Source organism: Oceanithermus profundus DSM 14977 (assembly GCF_000183745.1).
Taxonomy (GTDB): domain Bacteria; phylum Deinococcota; class Deinococci; order Deinococcales; family Marinithermaceae; genus Oceanithermus; species Oceanithermus profundus.
This window is the reverse complement of the sequence record NC_014761.1, coordinates 40,810-65,572: the sequence shown is the minus strand read 5'-3', so window position 1 is coordinate 65,572 and position 24,763 is coordinate 40,810. Positions and strand designations below refer to the sequence as shown.

General features: G+C 72.1%; 27 protein-coding genes. 19 read left to right on the top strand and 8 right to left on the bottom strand.

The window, feature by feature from the left end; all coding sequences use genetic code 11:
* Positions 1 to 12 precede the first annotated feature (12 nt).
* Positions 13 to 618, bottom strand: coding sequence for a hypothetical protein (locus OCEPR_RS00345; protein WP_013456708.1), 606 nt, complete (start codon positions 616 to 618; stop codon positions 13 to 15).
* Between the two features lie 102 nt (positions 619 to 720).
* Between OCEPR_RS00345 and OCEPR_RS00340 the strand changes: the two genes are divergently transcribed.
* From OCEPR_RS00340 to OCEPR_RS00325, 4 genes are all read left to right on the top strand, one after another.
* Positions 721 to 924 carry a hypothetical protein gene (locus tag OCEPR_RS00340; protein WP_013456707.1) on the top strand — a complete coding sequence of 68 codons (204 nt, stop codon included), beginning with the start codon at positions 721 to 723 and terminating at the stop codon, positions 922 to 924.
* Positions 925 to 966: 42 nt separating this feature from the next.
* The gene (locus OCEPR_RS00335) at positions 967 to 2,115 is read left to right on the top strand and encodes a putative Ig domain-containing protein (RefSeq protein ID WP_013456706.1); all 1,149 of its coding nucleotides are present in this window, start codon (positions 967 to 969) and stop codon (positions 2,113 to 2,115) included.
* An 86-nt stretch (positions 2,116 to 2,201) separates the two neighbouring features.
* Complete coding sequence (locus OCEPR_RS12095; protein WP_013456705.1) at positions 2,202 to 2,723, top strand: DMT family transporter; 522 nt, start codon at positions 2,202 to 2,204, stop codon at positions 2,721 to 2,723.
* Complete coding sequence (locus OCEPR_RS00325) at positions 2,720 to 3,766, top strand: nucleoside 2-deoxyribosyltransferase (protein ID WP_013456704.1); 1,047 nt, start codon at positions 2,720 to 2,722, stop codon at positions 3,764 to 3,766. Before OCEPR_RS12095 ends, OCEPR_RS00325 begins: the two co-directional genes overlap by 4 nt.
* Here OCEPR_RS00325 and OCEPR_RS00320 read toward each other — a convergent pair.
* Positions 3,763 to 4,464: a pseudouridine synthase gene (locus OCEPR_RS00320; RefSeq protein WP_013456703.1), complete on the bottom strand. Its 702-nt coding sequence runs from the start codon at positions 4,462 to 4,464 to the stop codon at positions 3,763 to 3,765. The genes OCEPR_RS00325 and OCEPR_RS00320 overlap by 4 nt on opposite strands.
* Before the next feature lie 23 nt (positions 4,465 to 4,487).
* Here OCEPR_RS00320 and OCEPR_RS12090 point away from each other — a divergent pair, with 23 nt between their 5' ends.
* The gene (locus OCEPR_RS12090) at positions 4,488 to 5,441 is read left to right on the top strand and encodes a TIGR00341 family protein (protein ID WP_013456702.1); all 954 of its coding nucleotides are present in this window, start codon (positions 4,488 to 4,490) and stop codon (positions 5,439 to 5,441) included.
* On the opposite strand, the gene OCEPR_RS00310 is transcribed toward OCEPR_RS12090, so the two are convergent.
* On the bottom strand, positions 5,438 to 5,803 hold the full coding sequence (locus tag OCEPR_RS00310; protein WP_013456701.1) for a hypothetical protein: 366 nt from the start codon (positions 5,801 to 5,803) through the stop codon (positions 5,438 to 5,440). The genes OCEPR_RS12090 and OCEPR_RS00310 overlap by 4 nt on opposite strands.
* A gap of 231 nt (positions 5,804 to 6,034) precedes the next feature.
* On the opposite strand from OCEPR_RS00310, the gene dprA reads away from it, so the two are divergent.
* From dprA to OCEPR_RS00255, 11 genes are all read left to right on the top strand, one after another.
* Positions 6,035 to 7,060 (top strand): DNA-processing protein DprA, encoded by a 1,026-nt coding sequence (dprA, locus tag OCEPR_RS00305; RefSeq protein WP_013456700.1) that lies wholly within the window; start codon positions 6,035 to 6,037, stop codon positions 7,058 to 7,060.
* A gap of 8 nt (positions 7,061 to 7,068) precedes the next feature.
* Complete coding sequence (locus tag OCEPR_RS00300; protein WP_013456699.1) at positions 7,069 to 7,716, top strand: O-methyltransferase; 648 nt, start codon at positions 7,069 to 7,071, stop codon at positions 7,714 to 7,716.
* 12 nt (positions 7,717 to 7,728) lie between these two features.
* On the top strand, positions 7,729 to 8,730 hold the full coding sequence (ispH, locus tag OCEPR_RS00295; RefSeq protein WP_013456698.1) for a 4-hydroxy-3-methylbut-2-enyl diphosphate reductase: 1,002 nt from the start codon (positions 7,729 to 7,731) through the stop codon (positions 8,728 to 8,730).
* A 1-nt stretch (position 8,731) separates the two neighbouring features.
* On the top strand, positions 8,732 to 9,697 hold the full coding sequence (gene dusA, locus OCEPR_RS00290; RefSeq protein ID WP_013456697.1) for a tRNA dihydrouridine(20/20a) synthase DusA: 966 nt from the start codon (positions 8,732 to 8,734) through the stop codon (positions 9,695 to 9,697).
* Positions 9,694 to 10,590, top strand: coding sequence for a cation diffusion facilitator family transporter (locus tag OCEPR_RS00285; RefSeq protein WP_013456696.1), 897 nt, complete (start codon positions 9,694 to 9,696; stop codon positions 10,588 to 10,590). The genes dusA and OCEPR_RS00285 overlap by 4 nt, the downstream gene beginning before the upstream one ends.
* A 102-nt stretch (positions 10,591 to 10,692) precedes the next feature.
* Positions 10,693 to 11,667, top strand: coding sequence for a Bug family tripartite tricarboxylate transporter substrate binding protein (locus tag OCEPR_RS00280; RefSeq protein ID WP_013456695.1), 975 nt, complete (start codon positions 10,693 to 10,695; stop codon positions 11,665 to 11,667).
* Between the two features lie 2 nt (positions 11,668 to 11,669).
* Positions 11,670 to 12,119 (top strand): tripartite tricarboxylate transporter TctB family protein, encoded by a 450-nt coding sequence (locus tag OCEPR_RS00275; RefSeq protein WP_013456694.1) that lies wholly within the window; start codon positions 11,670 to 11,672, stop codon positions 12,117 to 12,119.
* 8 nt (positions 12,120 to 12,127) lie between these two features.
* Positions 12,128 to 13,633 carry a tripartite tricarboxylate transporter permease gene (locus OCEPR_RS00270; protein WP_013456693.1) on the top strand — a complete coding sequence of 502 codons (1,506 nt, stop codon included), beginning with the start codon at positions 12,128 to 12,130 and terminating at the stop codon, positions 13,631 to 13,633.
* Between the two features lie 68 nt (positions 13,634 to 13,701).
* Positions 13,702 to 14,265: a LemA family protein gene (locus OCEPR_RS00265; RefSeq protein ID WP_013456692.1), complete on the top strand. Its 564-nt coding sequence runs from the start codon at positions 13,702 to 13,704 to the stop codon at positions 14,263 to 14,265.
* A 4-nt stretch (positions 14,266 to 14,269) separates the two neighbouring features.
* Positions 14,270 to 15,271: a DUF3137 domain-containing protein gene (locus OCEPR_RS00260; RefSeq protein ID WP_013456691.1), complete on the top strand. Its 1,002-nt coding sequence runs from the start codon at positions 14,270 to 14,272 to the stop codon at positions 15,269 to 15,271.
* Entirely contained in the window at positions 15,262 to 16,266 is a 1,005-nt protein-coding gene (locus OCEPR_RS00255; protein WP_013456690.1) for a DUF3137 domain-containing protein, read from the top strand. The genes OCEPR_RS00260 and OCEPR_RS00255 overlap by 10 nt, the downstream gene beginning before the upstream one ends.
* On the opposite strand, the gene OCEPR_RS00250 is transcribed toward OCEPR_RS00255, so the two are convergent.
* The 5 genes from OCEPR_RS00250 to prfA are packed head-to-tail and all read right to left on the bottom strand — an operon-like array spanning position 16,249 to position 21,064.
* Positions 16,249 to 17,457 carry a hypothetical protein gene (locus OCEPR_RS00250; RefSeq protein ID WP_148229241.1) on the bottom strand — a complete coding sequence of 403 codons (1,209 nt, stop codon included), beginning with the start codon at positions 17,455 to 17,457 and terminating at the stop codon, positions 16,249 to 16,251. The two genes, OCEPR_RS00255 and OCEPR_RS00250, sit on opposite strands and share 18 nt — an antisense overlap.
* A gap of 31 nt (positions 17,458 to 17,488) precedes the next feature.
* Positions 17,489 to 18,202 carry a tetratricopeptide repeat protein gene (locus OCEPR_RS12085; RefSeq protein ID WP_013456688.1) on the bottom strand — a complete coding sequence of 238 codons (714 nt, stop codon included), beginning with the start codon at positions 18,200 to 18,202 and terminating at the stop codon, positions 17,489 to 17,491.
* Positions 18,199 to 19,518 (bottom strand): glycogen synthase, encoded by a 1,320-nt coding sequence (locus OCEPR_RS00240; protein WP_013456687.1) that lies wholly within the window; start codon positions 19,516 to 19,518, stop codon positions 18,199 to 18,201. The genes OCEPR_RS12085 and OCEPR_RS00240 overlap by 4 nt, the downstream gene beginning before the upstream one ends.
* A gap of 3 nt (positions 19,519 to 19,521) precedes the next feature.
* Positions 19,522 to 20,022 (bottom strand): NUDIX hydrolase, encoded by a 501-nt coding sequence (locus OCEPR_RS00235; protein WP_013456686.1) that lies wholly within the window; start codon positions 20,020 to 20,022, stop codon positions 19,522 to 19,524.
* Positions 19,988 to 21,064, bottom strand: coding sequence for a peptide chain release factor 1 (prfA, locus tag OCEPR_RS00230; protein WP_013456685.1), 1,077 nt, complete (start codon positions 21,062 to 21,064; stop codon positions 19,988 to 19,990). Before prfA ends, OCEPR_RS00235 begins: the two co-directional genes overlap by 35 nt.
* Before the next feature lie 85 nt (positions 21,065 to 21,149).
* Here prfA and OCEPR_RS00225 point away from each other — a divergent pair, with 85 nt between their 5' ends.
* From OCEPR_RS00225 to OCEPR_RS00215, 3 genes are all read left to right on the top strand, one after another.
* On the top strand, positions 21,150 to 21,815 hold the full coding sequence (locus OCEPR_RS00225) for a metal-dependent transcriptional regulator (protein ID WP_013456684.1): 666 nt from the start codon (positions 21,150 to 21,152) through the stop codon (positions 21,813 to 21,815).
* The gene (locus tag OCEPR_RS00220) at positions 21,812 to 23,062 is read left to right on the top strand and encodes an Nramp family divalent metal transporter (protein WP_013456683.1); all 1,251 of its coding nucleotides are present in this window, start codon (positions 21,812 to 21,814) and stop codon (positions 23,060 to 23,062) included. The genes OCEPR_RS00225 and OCEPR_RS00220 overlap by 4 nt, the downstream gene beginning before the upstream one ends.
* Before the next feature lie 70 nt (positions 23,063 to 23,132).
* Complete coding sequence (locus OCEPR_RS00215; RefSeq protein WP_083804352.1) at positions 23,133 to 23,888, top strand: ZIP family metal transporter; 756 nt, start codon at positions 23,133 to 23,135, stop codon at positions 23,886 to 23,888.
* The last annotated feature ends 875 nt before the right edge of the window (positions 23,889 to 24,763 follow it).

The following is a 24,763-nucleotide window of genomic DNA, read 5'->3' as shown; positions in this document are numbered from 1 at the left end:
TAGCGCGGTTGGTTAGTCGTCGTGGTCGTCGCCGTGGTCGCCGTCGTCGCTACCGCGGTCGCTGTCGTGGTCGCTGTCGTGGTCGTCGTCCGACATGCTCCCGTCCGAGCGATCGTGGTCACTGTCGCGGTCGCTGTCGTAGCTGCCGTCGTGGCTGCGGTCGCCGTCCGAGCCGTCGTGCTCGTAGTCGCCGCGGCTCTGGCCGTGGTCGTCGTCTTCGTAGGAGCCGTCCTCCGAGCCGTGGCCGAGGGCGGCGCGGATCAGGTGCTCGAGCTTCACCGGTCGGCCGTCGATCGTTACGTAGGCGTCGGGCGAGGAGTCGCCGCTCGCGATCCACTCCACGGGGCCTTCGAAGACGGTCTGCCCCTGGGCGTCCGTGAGCTTGACGCTCGCGGCCTGCCGGAAGACGGCGTCGTCCGCCTTGTTCGGGAAGGTGTCGCTCCAAACGACGTTGCCGTCCGCGTCGTAGAGGAAGACGGCCGTCGCCTGAAGGGCGATCTGCGGCGGGACGTCGTCCGCGCTCTGGGAGCCTGGGGCCTGGGTGCCGATGGCCAGGGCCGCGCCCACCAGCAGAAGGGCGGCGGCGATCAGGGGGATGTGTACGCGTGTCCGTTTCATGACGCCCTTAGGGTGCACCCCGGGAGTAAACGCCAGGCAAACGCCGCGTTAATCCCGCGTTTATCACCCGAAAGCTCCGCGCGCCCGGGCTAGGATGGGGGCATGCCGAAGCGCTGTTCCCTTTTCGCCACGTTCGCCCTGCTCCTCTTCGTCCTCCTCGCGGTTCTGGCCGCACTGGCCACGGGCCGGACCGACGCGCTCCTCGCATACCTGGGTTCGGGGGTGCGGCCGCTCGCACTCGCGGCCCTCGCCTGGATCGCCGCGGTGCTGGGCTGCCGCCTCGGGCGCGCCTCGCGCCGGACGTGAGCCCATCAGCCATCTCATCGCCGCCGGAGCTAGCTTGAAACCATGCGTCTAGCGGGGGTCCTGATCGCGGCCGCGTTGCTGCTCGCCGCCTGCGGCACCAGCGAGGGCGGCGCCGGCGAGCCGCTGCGCATCACCGTGCGCTCGGCGCCCCCCGCGTACATCGGCGAGCGCTACGAGGCCAAGTTTCCCGCCTCGGGCGGCGTCCGCCCTTACCGCTACGAGCTCGAGGGCAAGCTGCCCCAGGGCCTGAACTTCACGAACGGCCGCCTCAGCGGCATCCCCCGCGAAAAGGGCAGCTTCAAGGTCACCGTGGTGGTCACCGACGCCGCCCTGTCCAGCCGCAGCGCCTCCTTCACGCTCGCGGTCAAGGACCCGCCCCCGCCCGCGCTCCGGATCAAGATTCCCGAGTCCGAGACCGACGCCCCCTTCATCGCCGTCTTCACCCTCAGCGAGCGGCCCGCCAGCGCCCTGCGCCTGCGCCTTACGGCCAAGGACCTGAAGCCCGACCTCGACAGCTTCAAGGCCGCGCCCGAGTTGCTCTACGTGCTGCGCTACGACGCCGAGAAGCAGACCCTCGACCTCGACGGCGCCTTCACCAAGACCTTCAAGGGCGGCGAGGTCTTCCGGCTCAAGTTCGAACCCACCCGCAAGCTGCGCCCGCGGGTGCAGGCCCAGACCCAGTTCTTCGACGCCAAGGGGGAGCCCTACACCAAGTCGCCGCCCAAGCGCCCCGCCGACCAGGGCCGCTACGCCTTCGAGGACCTGCGCGCGCTGGCGGCGGCCTGGGGCCGGAAGCCCGCGGCGCAGAAGGGCGAGCCCGCCCCGCCCGCCGCCGGCGCCCCCACCAAGGCGGAGCCGTCCGCCCCCGAGTCCGCCGGGGGCGCGGGGACGGCTCCGGAACCCGGTGCCGAAACCGCCCCGGAGGGCGGCGCGGCTCCCGCGCCCGAGGCCAAGGCGCCCCCCGCGGGCGCAGAGGGGGAGGCCGCGCCCAAGTTCGACCCCGACCTCAACGGCGACGGTGCGGTGAACGCCGCAGACCTGGAGCTGCTGCGCAAGGACTACGCCTTCAACCCCGGCGGCCGCCTCACCCCGCCCTCCGTACCCAAGGCCCCCGCGCCCGGCGCCCAGCCCGCGCCCGAGGACCGGCCTTCGGAAAACCCCACCCCGCCGGCTTCGAACCCCGGGCCCTGACGCCCGCGGTCCCGCTGGAAAATCCCCTCCGGGCTTGTTTAGAATGAAAGTATGAAGCCTATCCTGACCGTGCGGGTGGGTCGCGCATGAATCCGGGCCTCTGGGCCGCCGCGACCACGGGCGTGCTCATCGCGATCATCGGTCCCGTGAACGCGGCGCTGCAGGCGCGCCTGGGCACCTGGGGGATGGTCGCGGTGGTCCACCTCCTGGGCCTGGCCGTCGGGGTCCTGGGGCTGCTGCTCTTCGAGCGCGGCCCCGCGGCCGTGCGCCTCGACGGCACGCTGCGCTTCCTGATGCTTGCCGGGGTGGTGCTGGCGCTGGCCGTGCTGGCCTGGGCCTTCCGCGCCGCACCCGGCGAAGGGATCCCCGCCTTCGCCTACCTGGGCGGGGTCCTGGGGGCGCTCGTCGTCGTGGGCACGATCGTGGCCATCCAGCACCTGGGGGTGCTCGCCGCGCTGGTGGCCATCGTCTCCAGCCAGCTGATCGCCGCGGCCCTCATCGACCAGTTCGGCCTCTTCGAACTTCCCATGATCGCGCTGACGCCCACGCGGGCGCTGGGTCTGCTGCTGGTGCTGGCGGGGGTCTTCATGGTGGCCCGCGAAGGATGAACCCGCACGCGCGCGCGAGGCGGCTGGCCGCGGGCGAGGCGCCCGTCTACGTGGCCACCCGGCTCTACGATCCCTCGGGGCGCTATTTGGGGGCCCGGCTCGAGCGCGGCTGCGTGCGCGGCCTGCGCGCCGGGTTGAACGCGCTGGGGCTCGAGGGGCGCGAGCCCCTTACCTTCCTGCCCTTCCGCGACTCCAACAGCGCCCTCCAGGGCGTGCCCGCGGACGGGTTCAGCCGCGCCATCTACGACCTGGACCGCGACCACATCGAGCGTGGCTTCGCCCTGCTGGCCCCGCTCGGCGATCTCCAGGCCGACAGCGGCGTCGCCTTCGAGGTGGGCTACGCCGCCGGCGTGGGCACGCCCGCGGTGCTGCTCTGGCTCAACTTCTTCGTGCTGCGCTACGACGGCACCGAGGAGGTGCTGACCGCGCCACCGCTGCTCGGCCGGCTCGCCGCCCGAATCGAGAACCTGGGCCGTTTCGACCTGAGCCTGCGCTTCGACGGCCGCGAGGACTACCTGCGCCGGACGGCCGCCGCCCTCGACGAGGCCGAGGCCGCGGTGGCCGGCCTCTGCCGGGAGCTGGTGCTCCGCCCCCACGACCCGCCGCCCCCGTCCGCGGCGGCGCCCGAGGCCGGACGCGTGCACCTGGAGTTCGGGGGCGGCCAGTTCGAGGTGCAGCGTTGCTGGGCGGCGCGGATGCGAACCGAGCTGGAGCGCGCCGGGTTCGCGGTCTCGGTCTCGCGGCGCTACGAGGGCGCGGGCCCGCTGCGCGAGCGGGCCGCGGCCGACCTGGAGGCCGCCGCCGCCAGCGAGCTGGTGGTCACGCTCGCCGACGGGCCCGACGTGGACGGCGAGACCGCGGCGCTGCAGGGCTACGTCCGCGGCCTGGGGCGCAAGGTGCTGCTCTACTCGAGCGGCCGCCGCCGCATCTACACCGGCCCCGAGTACGACAACCGCCACAACCTGATGCTCCTCTACTCGGCCGACCGCACCGTGCACCGCCTCGACGAGGTGGCCCCCGCGGTGCGCGCGCTGTTGGGTTAGGCGAGCCCCACGGCCTCCAGCAGCGCGGCCGCCTCGGCCGCTCTCAGCGGCCGCGCCTGACCGGGCTCGAGCCCGCCCAGCTCGAGCGGGCCGAAGCGCTCGCGCCGCAGGTAGGCGACCGGCGCGCCCAGCGCCGCGAACATCCGCCGCACCTGCCGGTGCTTCCCCTCGTAGAGGGTCACCCGCGCCGCGCGCGGGCCCAGCGCCTCCAGCTCGGCGGGGGCGAAGTCCAGCACCCCCTCGGCGAAGCGCCGCGCCGCGTCCTCGGGCAGCTCGGAGGCCAGTTCGGCGAAGTAGACCTTGGCCACCTTCCAGCGGGGATGGGTGAGGCGGTGCAGCAGCTCGCCGTGGTTGGTGAGCAGCAGAAGCCCCTCGGTGTCGCGGTCGAGCCGGCCCACGGGGCGGAGATCGTCGCGCCACAGCGCGTCCGGGAGCAGGTCGAGGACGGTCGTCTCGCGCTCCGAGCGGGTGGCCGTGAGCACCCCCGCGGGCTTGTGGAGCAGCACGTAGAAGTGGCGCGCGTAGCGCACGGGTTCGCCGCGCACCTCGATCCGCGCGGCCTCGGGGTCGAGCTTGTAGCCGCGGTCGCGCACCACCGCGCCGTCCACCCGCACCGCGCCGGCGCGGATGAGTTTGCCCACCTCCTTGCGGGTGCCCAGGCCCAGGTGGGCGAGCACCCGGTCGAGCCGCTCCTCCATGCCTCAAGCTTATAAGCTGGGGTATGGCGCGCCACCTGCTCTACGTGCAGACCGAGGCCTCGCGCATGCCCTCGGTGCTGGGGGTGATGGAGGACCAGGACGTGCACCCGCTGGTGCTGCGCTCGAGCGAGGACCAGATCTACCTGGTCGTGCCCGTCGACACCGCCGAGGCCGACCAGCTCCTCACCCTGCTCAAGCCGGTTCTCGGCCCCGACGACTGGATGGCGCTCGACACCCCGGCCTGGACCTTTCCCGAACCCGAAGCCGCCGAGCGCGAGGAGCCCACCCCCGCCGAGGAGCTGGAGAGCGACCTCGACCAGGCGGCGCGGCTGACCCCCTGGTTCGCCTTCCTCACCGTCGCCTCGGCCACGATCGCCTTCGCCGGCCTGGTGCGCGACGATCCGCTGCTGGTGCTGGCCAGCATGATCATCGCCCCGCTGATGGGGCCGCTGATGGCCCTGGGCTTCGGCCTGCTCTGGCGCCACCGCCGGCTCACGCTGCAGGCCGGCCTGACCGCCGCGGCCGGGGCGGGGCTCGCCTGGGCGGCGGCCTGGCTGCTGGCGCGCGCCTTCCTCGCCGCCCAGCCCATCGAGCCGGGCACGCAGCTGGTGGCCCGCAGCGCCCCCAACCTCTTCGACCTGGCGCTGGCGCTGGTCACCGGTGCGGTGGGGGCCTACTCCTACATCCGCGGGCAGGGGCAGACCCTGGTGGGCGTGATGGTGGCCATCGCGCTGCTGCCCCCGCTCGTCGCCTCCGGGGTGTTCAGCGCCATCGGCTGGCCCGGGCCCGCCACCGGCGCCTTCTACCTGGCGCTGGTGAACGCGGCCGCGCTGCTCTTCACCGCGGCCGTGGGGTACGCGGTGCGCTTCCGCCTCACCGTACGCCGCCTCTGGCCGCTGGCGTTGCTGCTGGGGGCGCTGGCGCTGCTCTTGTGGTGGTCTTCGCGCGCCGGCTTCTGGACGGTGCACCCGGTCTAGTCGTCCAGGGTGAAGGTGACCTCGCGGCCGTCCGCGAGCCGCAAGCCCGCACGGGTGGGGCGGTCGCGAAAGGGGCCGATCACCTCGCCCTCGGGCGTGAGCCGCACGCTCCGGCCCGGGCGGGGCACGTAGGCGTAGTAAAGAATCGGAAAGTTGCGGCCCAGCCCGCGCGCCCGGTACCGGGCCCGGTGGTCGCGCACGATCCGGCGCACCTCGTCCAGGGCGTCGGGCCGGTCGGGGAAACCCCGCGGAAGCTCGATCACGCGGCTGCCGTGGGTCAACGCCTTGATGAAGACCGGCATGCGGCACTCGGGGTCCAGAACCGCTTCGATGAGGGGGGTTTGGAAAAGACTTTCGCTCATCATCCGTCCTTTCTGCGCCCCTGGGCTCGCAGCAAAACGCGCCCGGCAGGACCGAGCGAGCGCAGAAAAGCGCGGCTTTTCCGCTCGCTTTAGCTGCACTTCTAACGCGCCCGCAAGCTGAGCCTCAAATCGGCGCGTTTACTTTTTACCAACCGGGGTCCCGGCCGTCAAACGGGTGCGGGGCATGGAACTTGAACGGAGGAGTTTCAGGATACCCGCTAAACTGGAACCATGTCCTGGTTGGCCCTGGCGCTTACCCCCGGCGTGGGGCCGGCGCGCTTCCTCAAGGTCTTCGCGGAGGGCGAGGATGGCCTGGAGCGGGTGGGCGAGCTGCTGGGCGTCGAGCTGGAGCGCGCCTACCGGCGGGTGCTCGATGCGGGCGGGGCCGAACGCGTGAAGGAGCGGGCGGCGGTGCTGGGCGTGCGGCCGGTGGGCCTGTGGGAGGCCGACTACCCGCCCACGCTGCGCCACCTCGCCGACCCCCCGCCGCTCGTCTACCTGAAGGGCGGCTGGAGCGGCGGCCGTCCGGCGGTCGCGGTGGTGGGCAGCCGCAAGGCCCAGCCCTGGGCGCTCGACTTCAGCGAGCGGCTCGCCCGCAGTTTGGCCGGGTCCGGCGTGGCCGTGGTCAGCGGGCTGGCGCGGGGCGTGGACACCGCCGCCCACCGGGGCGCGCTCGCCGGCGGGGGGCCGACGCTCGCGGTGCTGGGGAGCGGAGTGGACGTCGTCTACCCGCCCGAGAACGCCGAGCTGGCCGGGCGGGTGACCCTGATGAGCGAGCTGCCGCTGGGCAGCGGGCCCAGCGCCGGCAGCTTTCCCCGCCGCAACCGGCTCATCGCCGCGCTGGCCGACGCGGTGGTGATCGTGCAGGCGCCCGAGAAGTCGGGGGCTTTGATCACCGCGGCGCTGGCCGCCGAGCTGGGGCGCGAGGTGCTGGCGGTTCCGGGCCGGCCCTCCGACTGGGCCAGCCGCGGCAGCAACCGGCTGCTCGCCGACGGCGCGGCGGTGGTGCAGGCGCCGGAGGACGTGCTCGAGGCCCTGGGAATCGGCGGGGCCGCGCCGCGCCCTGACCGGCCGGAACCCGAAGGGGCCGCGGGGGCGCTCTGGGAGGCGCTGCGCCGCCGCGGCGAGGCCCTGCCCGACGACCTGGCGCTCGACCTGAACCTGGGGGCGGCCGAGGTGTTGGGGCTGCTGACCCAGCTCGAGCTCTCGGGGCACGTGCGGGCGCTGCCGGGCGGGCGCTACGAGGCCGTGGGGTAGGCTGGGGCATGTTCCACGACCTGCCCGAGGCCCTGCGCGCACGCATGGCCGAGCTGGAGGCCATCGACGCCCGCGACCGCACGGACGGCACGCCCCACCGCCGGCGCCTGCGGCAGGTCCCGCCCGAGACCGGGCGTTTCCTGGCGCTCCTCGCCGCGGCCGCGCCCGCGGGGGCGATCGTCGAGGTGGGCACCAGTGCGGGGTACTCCACGCTCTGGCTCGCCCTGGCCGCCCGGGCCAGCGGCCGCACGGTGACGACCTTCGAGGTCCTCCCCGAAAAAGTCGCCCTGGCGCGCGAGACCTTCGCCCGCGCGGGCGTGGAGGACGTGGTGCGGCTGGTGGAGGGGGACGCCCGCGACCGCGTCGCGGGCCTGGACGCCGTGGGCTTCGCCTTCCTCGACGCCGAGAAGGGCGCCTACCCGGCGCTCTACGAGGCGCTGCTGCCGCGCCTCGTCCCCGGCGGCCTGCTGGCCGCCGACAACGTGCTGAGCCATGCGGAGGCGCTCGGTCCCTTCGTGGACCGCGTGCTCGGCGACCGTCGCGTCGACGCGGTGGTCGTGCCCATCGGGAAAGGCGTCCTGCTGGCCCGCCGGCCGGGCGCCCGCGCGACTGCAGGCGGAGCCGAACCCCCCGCCGCAGGTGCGGGAAAGGCTTAGTACAATGCACCCGTGAGCCTGCGCGTCTACCTTGCCAAGCCCCGCGGCTTCTGCGCCGGCGTGGTCATGGCCATCCGCGCCGTGGAGAAGGCCGCCGAGGAACTTGCGGAGGAGGGCGACCTGGTCGTCTACCACTCGATCGTGCACAACGACGTGGTGGTGAACCGGTTGCGCGAGCAGCGCGGGGTCCACTTCGTCGAAGACCTCGCCGAGATCGCCGACCTGGAACGCCGCCACAAGCTGGCGCGGACCGTGGTCTTCTCGGCCCACGGCATCCCGCCCCAGGTGCGCGAGCAGGTGCGCGCCATGGGCTGGGGCTACATCGACGCCACCTGCCCGCTGGTGACCAAGGTGCACACCGAGGCCCGCCGCTACGCCGAGATGGGCTACACCGTGCTGCTCATCGGCGACTCGGCCGACCATCAGGAGGTCAAGGGCACCTACGGCGAAGCGCCCGAGCACACCGTGCTGGTGGCCGTGCACACCCACGTGGGGCGCGACCCGCGCCTCGCCGACCCCCGCACCGTCGAGGTGCCCGACCCCGACCGCGTCGTCGTCCTTACCCAGACGACGCTGAGCGTCGACGACACCGACCGGACGATCGAGATCCTAAAAGCGCGCTTCCCCAACCTGGTGCTCCCCAGCCGCGACGACCTCTGCTACGCCACCAAGAACCGCCAGGACCAGGTCAAGCGCATCGCGCCGCACGTGGACCTCTTCTTGGTGTTGACGAGCTCCTATTCCTCCAACGGCATGCGGCTCTACGAGATCGCCCGCAACATGACGCGCGCCGAACGCATCGACACCGCCGCCGACCTGCGGCCCGAATGGTTCGAGGGCGTGGGCGCGGTGGGCATCACCTCGGCGGCCAGCACCCCCGAGGACCTGGTGCAGGACGTGCTCGCCTACCTGCGCCGGCTCTTCCCCGACCTGGAGGTCGTCGAGGAGGGCGAGTGGGAGCGGATCCGCTTCCGTGAGCCCGCCCGGGTCGCCCCGGGTGTGGGTGGGGTGTGAGATGAGCGGCCACCGGCTCGCGCTGGCGCCGATGATGGAGCGCACGGACCGGCACTTCCGGTTCCTGATGCGGCTCGTCTCCCGCCGCACCCGGCTCTACAGCGAGATGGTGGTCGACCGCACCCTGATCCACGGCGACCCGCCACGGCATCTGGACTTCCACCCCGCCGAGCACCCCGTCGCCCTGCAGCTCGGCTCGGCCGATCCGCGGCTGGCGGCCCGGGCGGTGGCCGTTACTCGACCCTGGGGCTACGACGAGGTGAACCTGAACGTCGGCTGCCCCTCGCCGCGGGTGCAGGCGGGCGGCTTCGGGGTGGTGCTCATGCGCCGGCCCGAGCGGGTGGCCGAGATCGTACGGGCCGTGCATCAGGAAACCGGCGTGCGGATGACGGTCAAGCACCGCGTGGGCCTGGACGAAGACGACGATTACGCCTTCCTGGCGCGCTTCGTGGAGGTCGTGGCCGCCGCGGGCGTGCAGGTCTTCGTCGTGCACGCCCGCAAGGCCTGGACCGAGGGGCTGGACCCGAAGGCCAACCGCACGGTGCCCCCGCTCGAGCACGCCAAGGTCTACCGCCTGAAGCGCGACTTTCCCGAGCTCACGATCGTGACCAACGGCGGGGTCGCCGACCCCGAGGAGGCCCGCGCCCACCTGGAGCACGTGGACGGGGTGATGGTGGGCCGGGCGATGTGGGACCGCCCCTGGCGCTGGGCCTCGGCCGACCGGGTGCTCTGGGGCGACGCCCGCGTCCCCGACCGCCGCACGGTGCTCGAACGCTACGAGGCCTACCTGCACGAACGGCTCGCCGAGGGGGTGCCGCTGCGGGCGCTGGTGCGGCCGCTCTTCAACCTCTTCAAGGGCGAACCCGGCGGCCGACGCTGGCGCCGGACGCTCGACGCGGCGCTGCGGGCGGGCCGCCCGCCGGCCGGCGGCCTGGCGGCGCAAGCGCCCCTGGAGGTCGGGGCGTGAAGGCCCAGGACGCGCGCTCCCTCGGGCTGGCGCGCTGGAGCGTGGCCGTCGGCCTCGGGGTCTTCGGGATCAAGTGGCTGGCCTGGGAGCTGACCGGCTCCGTGGCCATCTACTCGGACGCGCTCGAGTCGATCGTCAACATCGTCGCCGCGGTGGGCGCGCTCGTGGCCCTGGCCGTCGCCGTCCGCCCCGCCGACGCCACCCACCCCTTCGGCCACACCAAGGCCGAGTACTTCTCGGCGGTGGCCGAGGGGGCGCTGATCCTCTTCGCCGCCTTCGAGATGCTGCGGGCCGCCTGGGGCCGCTTCCTGCACCCGCAGCCCTTCACCGAGCCGGCGCTGGGGCTGGGGCTCGTGGCCCTGGCCGGGGGCATCACCGCCGGCTGGGCCTTCCTGCTCCTGGCCCAGGGGCGGCGCGTGCGCTCCCCGGCGCTGGTGGCCGACGCCCAGCACCTGCTCACCGACGTGGCCTCCACCGTGGGCGTGCTCTTCGGGGCGAGCCTCGCCTGGCAGCTGGGGTGGTGGTGGCTCGACCCCCTGGTGGCCGCGGGGGTGGCCCTCAACATCCTGGTCGTCGGCCTGCGGCTGGTCCGCCGCTCGGTGGGCGGGCTGATGGACGAAGCGCTGCCGCCGGACCAGGTCGCGCGCATCCAGCGGACGATCGAGAAGAACCTCGACGGCGCCCTCGAGTACCACGACCTGCGCACCCGCGCCAGCGGCCCCCGCGCCTTCGTGGAGTTCCACCTGGTGGTGCCCGCCACCATGACCGTCGAGGAGGCGCACGCGATCACCGACCGGCTCGAGCGCGCCCTGGAAGAGGCCCTCCCCGGGGCCGAGACGGTGATCCACGTCGAGCCCGAGAGCGAGGCCAAGCACGGCGGCTGGCGCGCCTGAGCCCCCGCCGCCGGGACAAACGTACCGTCCCCGGCGCATTTTTTTCTATATAACCGTTTACCCGGTGTGATAAAATTTGTTCGTTAGGAAAAGGAGGTCGCTATGAAGCGGTTCTGGAAGAGCGGTGTTCTCGCTGCGGCCCTGGCGTTGTTCGGCGGGGCCTTCGCCTTTAGCCCCGGCAACGTGGAGTGCATCGCCCCGGCCAACCCCGGCGGCGGCTGGGACTTCACCTGCCGCACCGGGGGCAAGCTGCTCTACGACCTGGGAATCGTCCCCCGGCCGGTCAAGGTGACGAACATGCCCGGCGGCGGGGGCGGCGTGGCCTTCGCCCACGTGGTGACCCAGCGCAAGGGCGACGCCAACCTGCTCGTCGCGGCCTCGCCGGCCACCACCCTGCGGCTGGCCCAGGGCAAGTACGGCAACTTCACCGCCAGCGACGTGCGCTGGCTGGCCGCCATCGGCGCCGATTTCGGCGTGATCGCGGTCAAGGCCGACGCCCCCTGGAAGACCCTCGACGACCTGATCGCCGACCTGCGCAAGGACCCGACCAAGATCGCCATCGGCGGCGGCAGCGCCGTGGGCGGGCAGGACCACATGAAGGTGCTGCTGCTGGCCAAGGCCGCGGGGATCGACCCCAAGGCGCTCAAGTACGTGCCCTTCGACGGCGGCGGCGAGGCGCTCACGGCCATGCTGGGCGGCTTCGTCCAGGTCTTCCCGGGCGACGCCTCGGAGACGATCGGCCAGATGCAGGCGGGCAAGATCCGCATCCTGGCGGTGCTCAGCGAGAAACGCCTGGGCGGCGACTTCGCCCAGATCCCCACAGCCCGCGAGCTCGGCTACGACGCGGTCTGGGCGGTATGGCGCGGCTTCTACATGCCGCCGGGGGTGCCCGACGACGCCTACGCCTTCTGGGTGGACGCGATGAAGAAGCTCGAGGCCTCCCCCGAGTGGGCCAAGATCCGTGACGAAAGCGGCCTCGGCCCCTTCTTCAAGGGCGGCGCCGACTTCGAGGCCTTCGTCAAAAAGCAGGTCGCCGACTTCAAGGAGCTGTCCAAGGCTCTGGGGCTGATCAAGTAACCGTGGAACGCGGCCGGCGCACCGACCGCATCGCGGGCGCGCTCCTGCTGCTGGTGAGCGCCGGCTACGGCCTGGAGGCGTACCGCCTCCAGGCCGACTTCCTCGCCGATCCCCTGGGCCCGCGGGCCTTCCCGCTGCTCTTGGCCGCGAGCCTCGCGGTCTTCTCGCTCTACCTGCTCGTCCGCCCCGACCCCGACCCCGCCTGGCCGCCGCCGCACGTGCTGCGCGGCCAGCTGGGCATGCTGGCGAGCTTCGTGGTCTACAGCTACGCGCTCGCGCCCCTGGGCTTCCTGCTCGCCACCACGCTGGAGATGGCCTGGCTCTCGCGCCTCTTCGGGGCGAGCTGGCGCACCGGACTGCTGGGCGGCCTGGGGCTCGCGGCCGTGCTCTACGTGATCTTCGTCTTCGGGCTGGGCATCCCCCTGCCCCTGGGCCGCTGGTGGCCCGCTTAGGAGGCGCGGTGGACGTTCTCGCGCAACTCGCCCACGGCTTCGAGGTCGCCCTCGCCCCCCTGAACCTCTTCCTCGCCTTCGCCGGCGCCTTCCTGGGCACGCTCATCGGGGCGCTGCCCGGCATCGGCCCCGTCAACGGCGTGGCCATCCTCATCCCCATTGCCTACGCCCTCAAGCTGCCGCCCGAGTCGGCGCTGATCCTGCTCGCCGGGGTCTACTACGGCGCCGAGTACGGCGGGCGCATCTCGAGCATCCTCCTCAACGTGCCCGGCGACGCCGGCGCGGTGATCACCACCCTGGACGGCTACCCCATGGCCCAGAAGGGCAAGGCCGGCGAGGCGCTGGCGCTCTCGGCGCTCAGCTCCTTCATCGGCGGCACCCTGGCGGTGATCGGCCTCACCCTCTTCGCCCCCTACCTGGCCGAGTGGGCGATCCGCTTCGGCCCCGCCGAGTACTTCGCGCTGATGGTCTTCGCCTTCACCACCCTGGCGAGCCTGGCGGGCAGGAACCCGGTCAAGGCGCTGATCGCGAGCGTCTTCGGCCTGATGCTCGCCACCGTGGGCATCGACCCCGGGAGCGGGGTGCCGCGCTTCACCTTCGGCGAGCTCAAGCTCTACGACGGGGTGGACTTTTTGGTGGTGGCCATCGGCCTCTTCGCCATCAGCGAGGTGCTGACGCTGATGGAGCACACCTTCCTGGGCACGGCGACCCGGGTCAAGGTGGAGACCGCGCTGGTCTCGCTGAAGACCTTCATGGGCTCGCTGTGGACGATCCTGCGCAGCTCGCTGATCGGCTTCTTCATCGGGGTGCTGCCGGGGGCGGGGGCCTCGATCGCCAGCGCCGTGGCCTACACCACCGAAAAGCGCCTGGTGGACCGCGAGGGCACCTTCGGCACCGGCGACCCCCGGGGCGTGGCCGCCCCCGAGGCCGCCAACAACGCCGCCTCGGGCGGAGCGATGGTGCCGATGCTGACCCTGGGGGTGCCGGGCAGCGGCACCACCGCGGTGCTGCTGGGGGCGCTGATGATGTTCAACGTCACCCCGGGCCCGCTGATCTTCGAGCAACGGCCCGAGATCGTCTGGGGCCTGATCGCCTCGATGTACATCGGCAACGTGATGCTGCTCGTGCTCAACCTGCCGCTGGTGGGCTGGTTCGCGCGCATCCTCACGGTGCCCCGCTGGTTTTTGGTCCCGGCCATCGCCGCGCTCAGCTTCATCGGCGTCTACGCGGTGAACAACAGCGCCTTCGACCTGCTCTTCATGACCGGGATCGGGGTGGTGGGCTACCTGATGCGCAAGGCCGGCTTCCCGCTGGCTCCGGTCATCCTGGGCCTGGTGCTGGGGCGGCTGATGGAGATCAACCTGCGCCGGGCGCTGGCCATCAGCGGGGGCGACTACACGATCCTCTACGCCAGCCCGCTTTCCAAGGTGCTCTGGGCGCTGGCCATCCTCAGCCTCTTCTTCCCCTGGCTGGCGGGCCGCTTCGCCGCGCGGCGCGTGCCCGAAGGCGAGTGATCCATCCCCCATTTGGGGGTTCCGTGTAAAAACCCCGTTAACTTAAACTCTTTTCGAGGAGGTCTGCCTTGACGGCCCTTTTGATTTTGCTGATCCTCGTCGCCATTGTCGGCGCATTTATGGTTCTTACCTACAACACCCTCATTGCCCGCAAGAACCAGATCGACTACGCCCAGGGCGCGATCGACGCCCTGCTCAAGAAACGCTACGACCTGATCCCCAACCTGGTGGCCACGGTGAAGGGGTACGCCAAACACGAGCGGGAACTGCTCGAGAAGGTGACCGAGCTGCGCGCGCGCATCGGCCAGGCGCGCTCGGACGACGAACGGCTGGGGCTGGAGGGCCAGATGTCCGGCCTCCTGGGCCGGCTGCTCGTCCAGCTCGAGGCCTACCCCGACCTCAAGGCCAACCAGAACTTCCTGCAGCTGCAGGCGGCGCTCAACGAGATCGAGGAGCAGATCTCGGCGGCCCGCCGTGCCTTCAACGCCGCGGTGGTCGAGTTCAACAACGCCATCGAGATGTTCCCCTCGAACATGGTGGCCGGGTGGATGGGCCTGAAGCGCCGCCGCGTCTTCGAGGTGGCCGAGTCCGAATCCGAGGCCCCGAACGTCGGCCGCCTCTTCGGCAGCTAGGACGATGTCCACCTCCCCGGGTCCCCTACGCGCCTACTACCGGCTCGTGCCCCGCATCCGCGGGCTCGAGCCCGAACGGCGCCGGACCTGGGTCAGCCTGATCGCCGCCTGGGCGGGGCTGGTGATCCCGGGGCTGCTGCTGGGGATCTGGCTCTGGCGCCTGGGCGGGGGCTGGTTCCACCTGCTCGCGCCGCCACTGGCCGCGGCGGCGCTGGCCGCCTGGCTCTCGCCCAGCCTGATCTACCCCTTCAAGCACGAGTTCAAGCGCAAGGTGATCCGGCCGATGATGCGCGAACTCCTCCGGGACGTGGACTACGCGCCCCTGGGTTCGGTGAGCCCGATGGACCTGGAGGCGAGCCTCCTCTTCCAGGCCCCCTTCAGCGGGGTGGAAGGGGAGGATTTGGTCATCGGCCGCTTCGACGACGTCGAGATCAAGTTCTCCGAGGTGGTGGGCTACCGCGAGCTGGAATCGCAGGGGTCGGGCGCGCCGCTGGCCCCCCGCAGCGGGCAGAAGCTGCGGACCAAGCAGGTGGTCTTCCGCGGCCTCTTCTTCGTCGCCGAGTTCAACAAGCCCACCCGCGGGCAGGTCGTGGTGCACCCCGACCGCCTGGAGCCGCACCTGGGGCCGATCGCTGCCGCGCTGCAGCCCCGACGCGACGAGGCCGGGCTGGTGCACGTGCGCATGGAGGACCCCCGCTTCGAGCGCCACTACGTCGTCTACGCCTCGAGCCCCGAAACCGCGCACTACGCGCTCACGCCGGCGCTGATGGAACAGCTGGCCGAGTTCCGCGAGCGGGTGGGGGCGCCGGTGGCCTTCTCGATTCACTACGGCAAGCTCTACATGGCCGTGGCCACCCGCAAGAACATGCTCGAGCCCCCGCTCTTCGGCCCGCTGGCGAGCCCCCGCGTCTTCCGCGGCTACCTGGAGGACGTGGAGCTCTTCCTCTCGCTCGTCGAATCGCTGGGCCTCAACCGCAGGATCTGGGGCGAGGGGACGTGGCCCTAGAAGCCGGCGCGCCGCGGCTCGACCTGGACGACCTGATCCGCCGCGCGCAGGGGCTCGAGGCCGACCGGAGTCGTGCGCGCGCCGCGGTGGCGCGCGTCTGGCTCTCCGCCGCTGCTGGCGCGGCGGCGGTCTACCTCCTCAGTGGCCCGCTGCTCGGCCCTTTCGGCGGGTTCGTCTTCCCGGCGACCGCCTTCGCCCTGCTCGTCTGGGCGCTGCTGCGCCACCGGGCGGTGACCAAACCCTACCGCGAGGCCTACAAGCGGCGGGTGCTCGCCCCCCTGGTCGAGGCGGTGCTGCCCGGCTTCCGCCACGAACCCCACGCGGGGCTGCCCCAGGAGGTCTACCTGGCGAGCCGCCTCTTCCCGGCCCGTCCGGACCGCTACGCCAGCGAGGACCGCTTCAGCGGCGCGGTCGCGGGGGTGCCCCTCACCTTCGCCGAGGTGCACGCCGAGCGCGAGCACGAGGACTGCGACAAGGACGGCTGCCGCACCGAGTACGTGACGATCTTCAAGGGGCTGCTGGCGGTGGCCGAGTTTCCCAAGGCGTTTTCGGGCACCGTCCTCGTCTACCCCGACCGCAGCGAGCGCCTGCTGGGGCCGCTTTCCCAGAGCCTGCAGCGGCTGGGCGGGCGCACCCGGGGGCTCGAGCTGATCCGCCTCGAAGACCCCGGGTTCGAGCGGCGCTTCGTCGTCTTCGCCGACGACCCGGTCGCCGCCCGCTACGTGCTCAGCACCCGCTTCATGGAGGCCCTGCGCGGCTACCGCGGCCGCCACGGCCCGCTCTACGCGGCGGTGATCGACGGCACCCTCTACCTCGCCCTCCCCACCCGCGCCGACCTCTTCGAGCCACCGCCGCTGTGGCGCCGGGGCGTTGACGTGCGCAGGCTGGAGCGCTACGCCGGCGCGCTCGCCACCATGCGCGCGGTGGTCAGCGAGCTGGACCTCGATGTGCGCATCTGGGGCGCTCGCGCCCTCAGTTCAAGGAGGCCGAAGTAGCGCCGCCCAGGCGTCGGCCTGCCCCGCGTTCGCGGCGAAGAAGCTGCCGTAGCTGACCCCCGCGAGCCACACGCCGCCTCCGGGCCGCAGCCCCAGGGCCCGCGCCTCGTCCCGCGCCGGCGTGCCCGCCTGCCAGCCCCACGCGGGGCGGCCCGCGGGGTCGAGGCGGGCCAGGAAGGCGTCGAACCCTCCGGCGGAGGCCGCGAAGAGGGCGCCCGCCGTGGCCCCGGCGGCCCAGAGCGTCCCGTCCACGTCGCGCGCGAGCGCGTAGGGCAGGTCGGCCGCGGGGCTGCCCCACTGCACGCCCCCGGCCGGCGCGCCGTCCGCGGTCAGCCGCAACACGAAGGCGTCGCGACCGCCCGCGAAGGCGCCGTAGAGCGAACCGTCGGTCTGGCCCAGCACCCAGACCCCCGCGCCGTCCGCCGCCAGCGCCACGGGCCGCGAAGCGGCGTCCAGGCCCCAGCGGTAGGCCCAGGCCAGCTCGCCGGTCGGCCCGTAGCGGAGCACGAAGCCGCGCTCGCTGACGCGGCGGCAGTCCTCGTCGACGTCGCTGTAACCGTCCAGGTAGACGCCGCCCGCGCCGTCGGGGGCGGCGGCGGTGAGCACGTCGTCGTCGTCCGTACCCCACTGCGCGCCCCAGAGCCGCCGGCCGTCCGCCGCAAAGCGGGCGACGAAGGCGTCGCGCCCGCCGGCGCCGGGTCCGAAGACGCGGCCCTCGCCGAATCCGGCCAGGTAGACGCCGCCATCGGGGGCCGGGGCCAGGGCGCGGGCCTCGTCGGTGAGCCGACCGCCGACCCGCGCCTGCCAGACGAGGCGGCCCGCGTCGTCGAGGCGGGCCAGCCAGGCGTCGGTCTGGGCGCGCATGGCGTCGCCGGCGGCCCCGCCCCGGGTGCCCGCCAGGTAGCGACCGCCCGCGGCAGGCAGCAGGGCGTAGGCGCGTTCGAGCCCCGCCAGCTCCGACTGCCAGGGTCGCGGTTTGGAGCCGTCGAACCGGACCACGAAGGCGTCCACGTCCCGGACCGGCGCGAAGAGGCCGCCCGCGGTCCAGCCGGCCACCGCCCCCGGAGACGCGGCGAAGGCCCCTTCCCAGGCCGGCGTGCCCCACTGCCAGCCCTGCACCGCCGCGCCGGAGGCCAGGACCAGGCCCCCCAACCAGGCCAGCACCGCGGCGCGCAAACGCCTACCCGTCATGGGCATCAGGCTATCCCAAAGCGGGCGGCGGCTAGCGCCGGGTCCACCAGTAGGCCAGCAGGATGAGGGCGATCCAGATCCACCAGCGGTTGCGCCAGCTGAAGAGCGCGCCCGCACGCGCGCGTCGCGGCGGCAGCACCGCGCCCGGCACCTGCTCCTCGCGCGGCCGCAGCCGCATCTTCTGGGCCTTCTTGAGCAGGCGCACCATGCGATCGATGCGGCCGCGGCGCTTTTCCAGGGCCGCCATGCCCTGGTAGACCTCGGGGTAGTTCTCGTTCGCCTTCACCGCTTCGGCGTAGGCGGCCTCGGCGGCGTCGAGGTTCCCCAGCTCGAGCTCGGCGTTGCCCAGGTTGGTGAGGGCGCGCCAGTGCTGGCGGTCGCGCCGCGCGGCCTCCGCGAAGGCGTCGCGGGCGTCCGCGAGCCGCCCCTCGGCCACGTCCAGAAGCCCTTTCTGCACCCAGGCCTCGGCGCCCACCACGGGGTGGGCCAGCCAGTCCTCGAAGCGCTCCTCGGCCAGATCGGCGAGCGCCCGTTCCAGCTCCTCGACGTCGATGAGCTCGGCGAGGGCCTGACGGCCGGCCTCGGCCGCGGCCCGCGCCCCTTCCGCGTCGCGCATGCGCAACGACAGCCGGATCCGCTCGAGCGCCTCCAGCGCCTCGCGGGGGCCCTCGCCGGCCAGGCGCACCCGCGCCAGCGCCTCGGCGATCCGCCCCTCGGCGACGAGCGTCTGCAGTTCTTCGTTCACGAAACCGCCTCCTCGTAGAGCTCCCGGTAGGCCTGCGCCCGCCGGCCCCAGGAGAAGTCGCGCGCCATCCCGGCGCGCGCCAGGGCCTCGGCGTCGAGGTCGAGGATCCGCCGCACCCCCGCGAGCACCCCTTCGCCGCTCGCTTCCTCGAAGAGCACCCCGGTCACCCCGTCCTCGACGGTGTCGGCCAGGCCGCCGGTGGCGCGGGCGATGGGGGGCGTGCCGTAGCGCATCGCGATCATCTGCGCCAGCCCGCAGGGCTCGTAGCGCGAGGGCATGAGGAAGTAGTCGGCGCCGCCGTAGATGCGGTGGGCGCGCGCCTCGTCGAAGGCCGCGTGGAAGGCCACCCGCCGGGGGTAGCGGCGCGCCGCCTCGGCGAAGCCGCGCTCCAGCTCGGCCTCGCCCGTGCCCAGCAGCACGAAGTTGACCCCCAGGTCGAGGATCCGGGGCAGGACTTCGAGCACCAGGTCGAACCCCTTCTGCCAGGTGAGCCGGGTCACCGCGCCCACGGCCGGCAGCCCCGGGTCGAGGCGCAGGGTGGCCAGCAGGGTCATGCGGTTGCGGCGCTTGCGCTCCAGGTGGTCGGCGTCGTACTTCTGCGGCAGGAAGCCGTCGGTGGCGGGGTTCCAGTACTCGGTGTCGAGGCCGTTGAGGATGCCGGTGAGCTTGCCGCGGATGCTGCGCAGCACCGCGTCGAGCCCCATGCCGAACTCGGGGGTCTGGATCTCGCGGGCGTAGCGGGGGCTGACGGTGGTCACCCGGTCGGCCGCGAGCAGCGCCCCCTTCATGAGGTTGACCCGGCCCTCGTGCAGCAGGTCCGCCTCCGGCGCCTCGCCGGTGAGGCGTTCGAAGCGGTCGGGCTCGAGCTCCCCCTGGAAGGCGAGGTTGTGGATCGTGAAGACGGCCGGCCGCGGCGCGCGCCGCACCACGTAGGCGGCGTGCCAGTCGTGGGCGTGCACCAGGTCGTGGTCCTGCTCCGCCAGCCAGGTGGCCGCAGCCTGGGTAAAGGCCAGGTAGCGCGCGTCCTCCGGGGGTTCGTAGGGGGCGGACCAGTCCGGGTCCACCTCGAGGAAGCGGTAGGCCACGCCGCCCAGAGCGGCGCCCCAGACGCGGGCGCGGCGCGCCTCGCCGCAGCAGCGGTAGGCCACCTCGCCCAGGGGCTCGAGCGGATCTGCGATTTCGCGGTAGCGCGGCAGCAGCACCGTGGAACGCACCCCGGTGGCGGCCAGCGCCCGCGGCAGGCTGCCCAGCACGTCGGCGAGCCCCCCCACCTTGACGAAGGGGAGGGCCTCGGCGGCGACGTGAACGACGCGCATGGCTCAGATGGGCTGACCCGGGGTGCTCCAGCTGGTGTAGGCGTAGAAGCGCCCCACCTCGTGGGTCTCCAGGTAGTGGAGCAGCGGCTCGGCCAGGGGGAGGTGGGTGCTCAGGCGCTCGGCCACCTCCTCGGCGTCGAAGAAGCGGGCCTCGACGATGTGGCCGTCGGGGTCGCGGGGGTTGAGGAGGCCGTCCCAGCTCGCGGTGAAGGCCATGGCGATGGTGCGCTCGCGCTTGCGCCGGTCCTCCACCTGGGCCACGTAGGCCAGCTGGTCCACGCTGCGCACCGCAAGGCCGGTCTCCTCGCGCACCTCGCGCACCAGCGCGTCGGGGATCGTCTCGCCCGGCTCGACCATGCCCCCGGGCAGGGTGTAGCGCACCCGCCCGCGGCGGCCCCAGTCGTTGGCGACGAGCAGCACCCGCCCGCGGGCGTCCTGGAGGATCGCCGCGGCGACGAGCAGCTCGCGCCTAAGCGTTCTGGGCCTGTCCGCTGAGTTCTTCAAGCATCCTCTCCTGGTCGGCCTTCTTGAGGGCTTCGGTCAGTTCGTCCAGCTCGCCGGCGAGCACGCCTTCGAGGTTGTGGGTGGTGAAGTGGATGCGGTGGTCGGTGACCCGCGACTGCGGGAAGTTGTAGGTGCGGATCTTCTCGCTGCGCTCGCCGGTGCCGATCTGAGCCAGGCGGCTGGTGCGCAGGGCCGCCTCCTCCTCGGCGCGCTTCATCTCGAGCAGGCGGCTGCGCAGGATCGAAAGCGCCTTCTCGCGGTTCTTGATCTGGCTGCGCGAGTCCTGGATGGTGATGATGATGCCGGTGGGCTCGTGCACCACCCGCACCGCGCTGTCGGTGGTGTTCACCCCCTGGCCGCCCGGCCCGGAGGCGCGCATCACGTCGATGCGGACCTCGCTCATGTCGAGCTCCACGTCGCTCTCCTCGGCCTCGGGCAGCACGGCCACGGTGGCGGTGGAGGTGTGGATGCGGCCCTGGGTCTCGGTCGCGGGCACCCGCTGCACCCGGTGCACCCCCGACTCGTACTTGAAGGTGCCGTAGGCGCCGGGCCCCTTGACCATGAAGCTCACCTTGGAAAAGCCGCCCAGATCGGTGGGGTGGCTCTCCAGCATCTCCACCTGGTAACCCAGCCGCTCGGCGTAGCGGGTGTACATCTCGAAGAGGTTGCCGGCGAACAGCGCCGCCTCCTGGCCGCCGGTACCGGCGCGAATCTCGACGATGGCATTGCGCACGTCGGCCGGGTCGCGCGGCAGCAGCAGCAACTCCAGCTTCTTCTCGAGCTCGCCCAGTTTTTCTTCCAGCTCCGCCGCTTCCTCGCGGGCCATCTCGCCCAGCTCGGGGTCGGCGGCGAGCTCGCGGGCCTGCTCGAGCTCGTCCTGCACCCTGCGGTAGGCGCGGAACGCCTCGATCACCTCGCCCAGCTCGGCGTAACGGCGGCTCTTCTCCCGGAAACGGGCGGCGTCGGCGAGCACCTCGGGGTCGCCCAGTTCGCGCTCGAGCGCCCGGTATTCTTCTTCCAGTTTTTTCAATTTATCCAGCATTGCACGTCCCTACCCCTGAGGATACCACCCGGGGCTTGCGGATTGGTTTAGGCAGGTCTAAACTATTATATCAGGAGTTTTAGGTATGACTAAATCCCACCGCGCCCACCTCTCGGAAGCCCAGGAAGACTACCTCAAGCAGGTCCTGCTGCTCTCGGGGGAAGGGCCGGTGACCACCCAGGCCCTGGCCCGTCGCATGGGGGTGCGCCCGGCCTCGGTGACGGGCATGCTCAAGAAGCTGGCCTCGCTGGGCCTCGTCGACCACGCCCCCTACCGCGGGGTGACCCTCACCGAGGCGGGCCGCGCGGTGGCCCTCGAGGTGCTGCGCCACCACCGCCTGATCGAGACCTACCTGGCCGAGGCCCTGGGCTACGACTGGGACGAGGTCCACGAGGAAGCCGAGCGGCTCGAGCACCACATCTCCGAGGCCTTCGAGGCGCGCATCGCCGAGTGGCTGGGCCACCCCGAGCGCGACCCCCACGGCGACCCCATCCCCACCGCGGGCCTGGCCCTGCCCCACGCCGAGGGCCCGCGCATGAGCGAGAGCCGGCCGGGGCGCTACCGGCTGCTGCGCGTGCGCGCCCAGGACGAGGGCACGCTGGCGCTGCTGGCGCGGCTGGGGCTGGTGCCGGGGGCGCGCTTCGAGCTGATCGAGTGCGGCCCCGAAGGGGCCCGCATCGAGCTGGCCGAGGGCCGCTTCCTGCTGCCGCCGGAGCTGGCGGCGGCGCTCGAAGTGGAGGCGGCGCCGTGAAGGCCGCGCGTGTGCGCTTCCAGCGCCCCTTCTGGTTCTACCTGGGGCCCGCCTTCCTGGTCTCGGTGGGGTACATGGACCCGGGCAACTGGGCCACCAGCCTCGAGGCCGGCAGCCGCTACGGCTACGCGCTCCTCTGGATCGTCACCCTCTCCTCGGCCATCGCCGTGCTGATGCAGGTCCTCGCGGCCAAGCTGGGCATCGCCACCGGCATGGACCTCGCCCAGGCCATGCGGGCGCGCTACTCGCCGCCGGTGGCCCGCTTCCTCTTCGTCACCGCCTTCCTGGCCATGATGGCCACCGACCTGGCCGAGTTCATGGGGGTGGCGCTGGCGCTCAACCTGCTCTTCGGCATCCCCCTCACCTGGGCGGTGGTGCTCACCGTCTTCGACGTGCTGCTCATCCTCTGGCTCGAGCGCTTCGGCTTCCGCTGGGTCGAGATGGTGATCCTGGCCTTCGTGGCCACGATCGGGATGGCCTACGTGCTCGAGATCTTCTTCGCCCACCCGGCGCTGGGCGCGGTGGCCTGGAACGCCTTCGTGCCCAACGGCACCGTCTTCGAGAGCACCACGGCGCTCTTCATCGCCATGGGCATTCTGGGGGCGACGGTCATGCCCCACAACCTCTACCTGCACTCCGCCCAGGTGAAGACGCGCACCAGGGGCAACCCCGAGAGCAAGCGGCGCGTCTTCTTCTGGAGCGTGGTCGACACCGTCACCGCCCTCTCCGCCGCCTGGCTGGTCAACGGCGCCATCCTGGTCATGGCCGCGGCCGTCTTTCACGAGAACGGCCTCCTCGTCACCGAGATCGACCAGGCCTACCTGACCCTGAAGCCGCTGCTGGGGCAGGCCGCCGCCCTGACCTTCGCCATCGCCCTGCTCGCCTCGGGGATCTCCAGCTCCACCACCGGCACCCTCGCGGGGCAGGTCGTCTTCGAGGGCTTCCTGAACGTGCGCGTCCGCAACGTCGCGGCGCTGCGCCTCTTCGTGCGCCTGCTCACCATGGCCCCGGCGCTCGTGGCCGTCTGGTTCTCGGTGCGCCCCGTAACCCTGCTGGTCCTCAGCCAGGTGATCCTCTCGATGCAGCTGCCCTTCTCCGTGATCCCGCTCGTCCTCTTCACCTCGGACCGGCGGCTGATGGGCGGCCTCGCCAACCCACCCCTCCTCCGCGCCCTGGCCTGGATCAGCACGGGCGTCATCGTGGTGCTGAACCTCTTGCTGCTCGCCTTTGCCACCCTGGGGGTCTGAAGTGTTCGAGGGTCTGCAAGGTTACCACCCCGCCCTGCTGGCGCTCCTCGCCGGTCTGTTCACCTGGGGCATGACCGCGTTGGGCGCGGCGACGGTGCTGACGACGCGCGACATGCCCCGGAGCTGGCTCGACGCCATGCTCGGCTTCGCCGCCGGGGTGATGATCGCCGCCAGCGTCTGGTCGCTGCTGCTGCCCGCCATCGACCTGGCCGAGGCCGCGGGCAAGCCGCCCTGGCTGCCCGCGGCGGTGGGGTTCCTGCTCGGCGGCGGCTTCCTGCGCCTGGTGGACAAGTACCTGCCCCACCTGCACCTCTTCCAGCCCGACGAGGCTGCCGAGGGCGTGAGCACCACCTGGCGGCGCACCACCCTGCTCATCCTCGCCATCACCCTGCACAACCTGCCCGAGGGCCTGGCCGTGGGCGTGGCCTTCGGCGCCGCCCACGTGCTGGGCGGGGGCGAGGAGGCGGCGACGCTGCTGGCGGGCGCGGTTACGCTGGCCATCGGCATCGGGCTGCAAAACCTGCCCGAGGGCGCGGCGGTGAGCATGCCGCTCCGGCGCGAGGGGCTCTCGCCGGGAAAGAGCTTCTTCTACGGCCAGCTGTCCGGCGTCGTCGAGCCCATCGGCGCGGTGATCGGCGCGGTGGGCGTGCTGCTGGTACAGCCGCTCTTGCCCTACGCGCTCGCCTTCGCCGCCGGGGCGATGATCTTCGTGGTGGTGGAGGAGATCATCCCCGAGTCGCAGTCCTCGGGCAACGGCGACATCGCCACCTTCGGGGTGATGGTAGGGTTCACGGTGATGATGGTGCTCGACGTGGCGCTGGGGTAACGGGCGCGCGCCCACCCGCACCTCATTGCACGATGCGGCCGTCGCACATGAGCGGGACGCGGTCGGACCGGGTGGCCGCTTCGGGATCGTAGGTGACGATGACGAGGGTGCAGCCTTGTTGGTGAGGCTCGTCAAACAAGTCGTGGATTTCGTCGTGCGTCCTATGTCCAGGTTGCCGCTCGGTTCGCCGGCGAGGAGGGCCTTGGAGCCGATCGCGAAGGTGTGGGTAGGGGACGAGCGCAAGCCAGCGCCCGCGAACCGCTGGGAAAAGTTGAGAATTTATGTGTCACCCTCCCGATACGTTGTCTGTGCGCGGCGAACCGCGAAGCGGCCCTCCTTTGATCCAAACACGTACAAAAACCACCCGGGGATTGCTTGCAAGCTTGCCGCTGTCACGATAAATAGTGGTTGCCGACCGCATCGTGCAGCCTTTCCGGTGCATTCGGTGCCATACCTTGCGGAGGTGTGTATGTGCTGACACCCTACGCGCGTTGCGGATCGCGAGGCTCACGGCAAGCGTAAGCGGGGAGGTTTGGTACCTCCCCGCTGACAAGTGGCCTTTGGGGCAGGGGGCAACCGCGCTCTAATTGCACCCGCTGTATGCGTCGCTATCCGACGAGATGGTTTCGGGAAAACCGGCTACCGTGACGTATGCGGATGCAGCACCGTAGCTGCTGCAGCTCCGGTCTCCGTATTTAGCAGCTGACGCATACGACCCGTCTCGCCCCGAGTCCCGGTTCTGGACCACACTTCCTTCGGCCTCGGCCCTGGCATAAGAGTTATTGTACGCATCCACGCACGATCCCTTGGCGTAAGCCTTGGCCCCGGGGCCGGCCGTGGTGCGCATGGCGGATGCGCACGTACAAGGAAGCAGG

What these genes read in the sequence shown, in the direction of transcription:
- OCEPR_RS00345 (WP_013456708.1), bottom strand. Translation starts at nt 618, where the DNA reads ATGAAACGGACACGCGTACACATCCCCCTGATCGCCGCCGCCCTTCTG.
- OCEPR_RS00340 (WP_013456707.1), top strand. Translation starts at nt 721, where the DNA reads ATGCCGAAGCGCTGTTCCCTTTTCGCCACGTTCGCCCTGCTCCTCTTC.
- OCEPR_RS00335 (WP_013456706.1), top strand. Translation starts at nt 967, where the DNA reads ATGCGTCTAGCGGGGGTCCTGATCGCGGCCGCGTTGCTGCTCGCCGCC.
- OCEPR_RS12095 (WP_013456705.1), top strand. Translation starts at nt 2,202, where the DNA reads ATGAATCCGGGCCTCTGGGCCGCCGCGACCACGGGCGTGCTCATCGCG.
- OCEPR_RS00325 (WP_013456704.1), top strand. Translation starts at nt 2,720, where the DNA reads ATGAACCCGCACGCGCGCGCGAGGCGGCTGGCCGCGGGCGAGGCGCCC.
- OCEPR_RS00320 (WP_013456703.1), bottom strand. Translation starts at nt 4,464, where the DNA reads ATGGAGGAGCGGCTCGACCGGGTGCTCGCCCACCTGGGCCTGGGCACC.
- OCEPR_RS12090 (WP_013456702.1), top strand. Translation starts at nt 4,488, where the DNA reads ATGGCGCGCCACCTGCTCTACGTGCAGACCGAGGCCTCGCGCATGCCC.
- OCEPR_RS00310 (WP_013456701.1), bottom strand. Translation starts at nt 5,803, where the DNA reads ATGAGCGAAAGTCTTTTCCAAACCCCCCTCATCGAAGCGGTTCTGGAC.
- dprA (WP_013456700.1), top strand. Translation starts at nt 6,035, where the DNA reads ATGTCCTGGTTGGCCCTGGCGCTTACCCCCGGCGTGGGGCCGGCGCGC.
- OCEPR_RS00300 (WP_013456699.1), top strand. Translation starts at nt 7,069, where the DNA reads ATGTTCCACGACCTGCCCGAGGCCCTGCGCGCACGCATGGCCGAGCTG.
- dusA (WP_013456697.1), top strand. Translation starts at nt 8,732, where the DNA reads ATGAGCGGCCACCGGCTCGCGCTGGCGCCGATGATGGAGCGCACGGAC.
- OCEPR_RS00280 (WP_013456695.1), top strand. Translation starts at nt 10,693, where the DNA reads ATGAAGCGGTTCTGGAAGAGCGGTGTTCTCGCTGCGGCCCTGGCGTTG.
- OCEPR_RS00260 (WP_013456691.1), top strand. Translation starts at nt 14,270, where the DNA reads ATGTCCACCTCCCCGGGTCCCCTACGCGCCTACTACCGGCTCGTGCCC.
- OCEPR_RS00250 (WP_148229241.1), bottom strand. Translation starts at nt 17,457, where the DNA reads ATGACGGGTAGGCGTTTGCGCGCCGCGGTGCTGGCCTGGTTGGGGGGC.
- OCEPR_RS00240 (WP_013456687.1), bottom strand. Translation starts at nt 19,518, where the DNA reads ATGCGCGTCGTTCACGTCGCCGCCGAGGCCCTCCCCTTCGTCAAGGTG.
- prfA (WP_013456685.1), bottom strand. Translation starts at nt 21,064, where the DNA reads ATGCTGGATAAATTGAAAAAACTGGAAGAAGAATACCGGGCGCTCGAG.
- OCEPR_RS00225 (WP_013456684.1), top strand. Translation starts at nt 21,150, where the DNA reads ATGACTAAATCCCACCGCGCCCACCTCTCGGAAGCCCAGGAAGACTAC.
- OCEPR_RS00215 (WP_083804352.1), top strand. Translation starts at nt 23,133, where the DNA reads ATGACCGCGTTGGGCGCGGCGACGGTGCTGACGACGCGCGACATGCCC.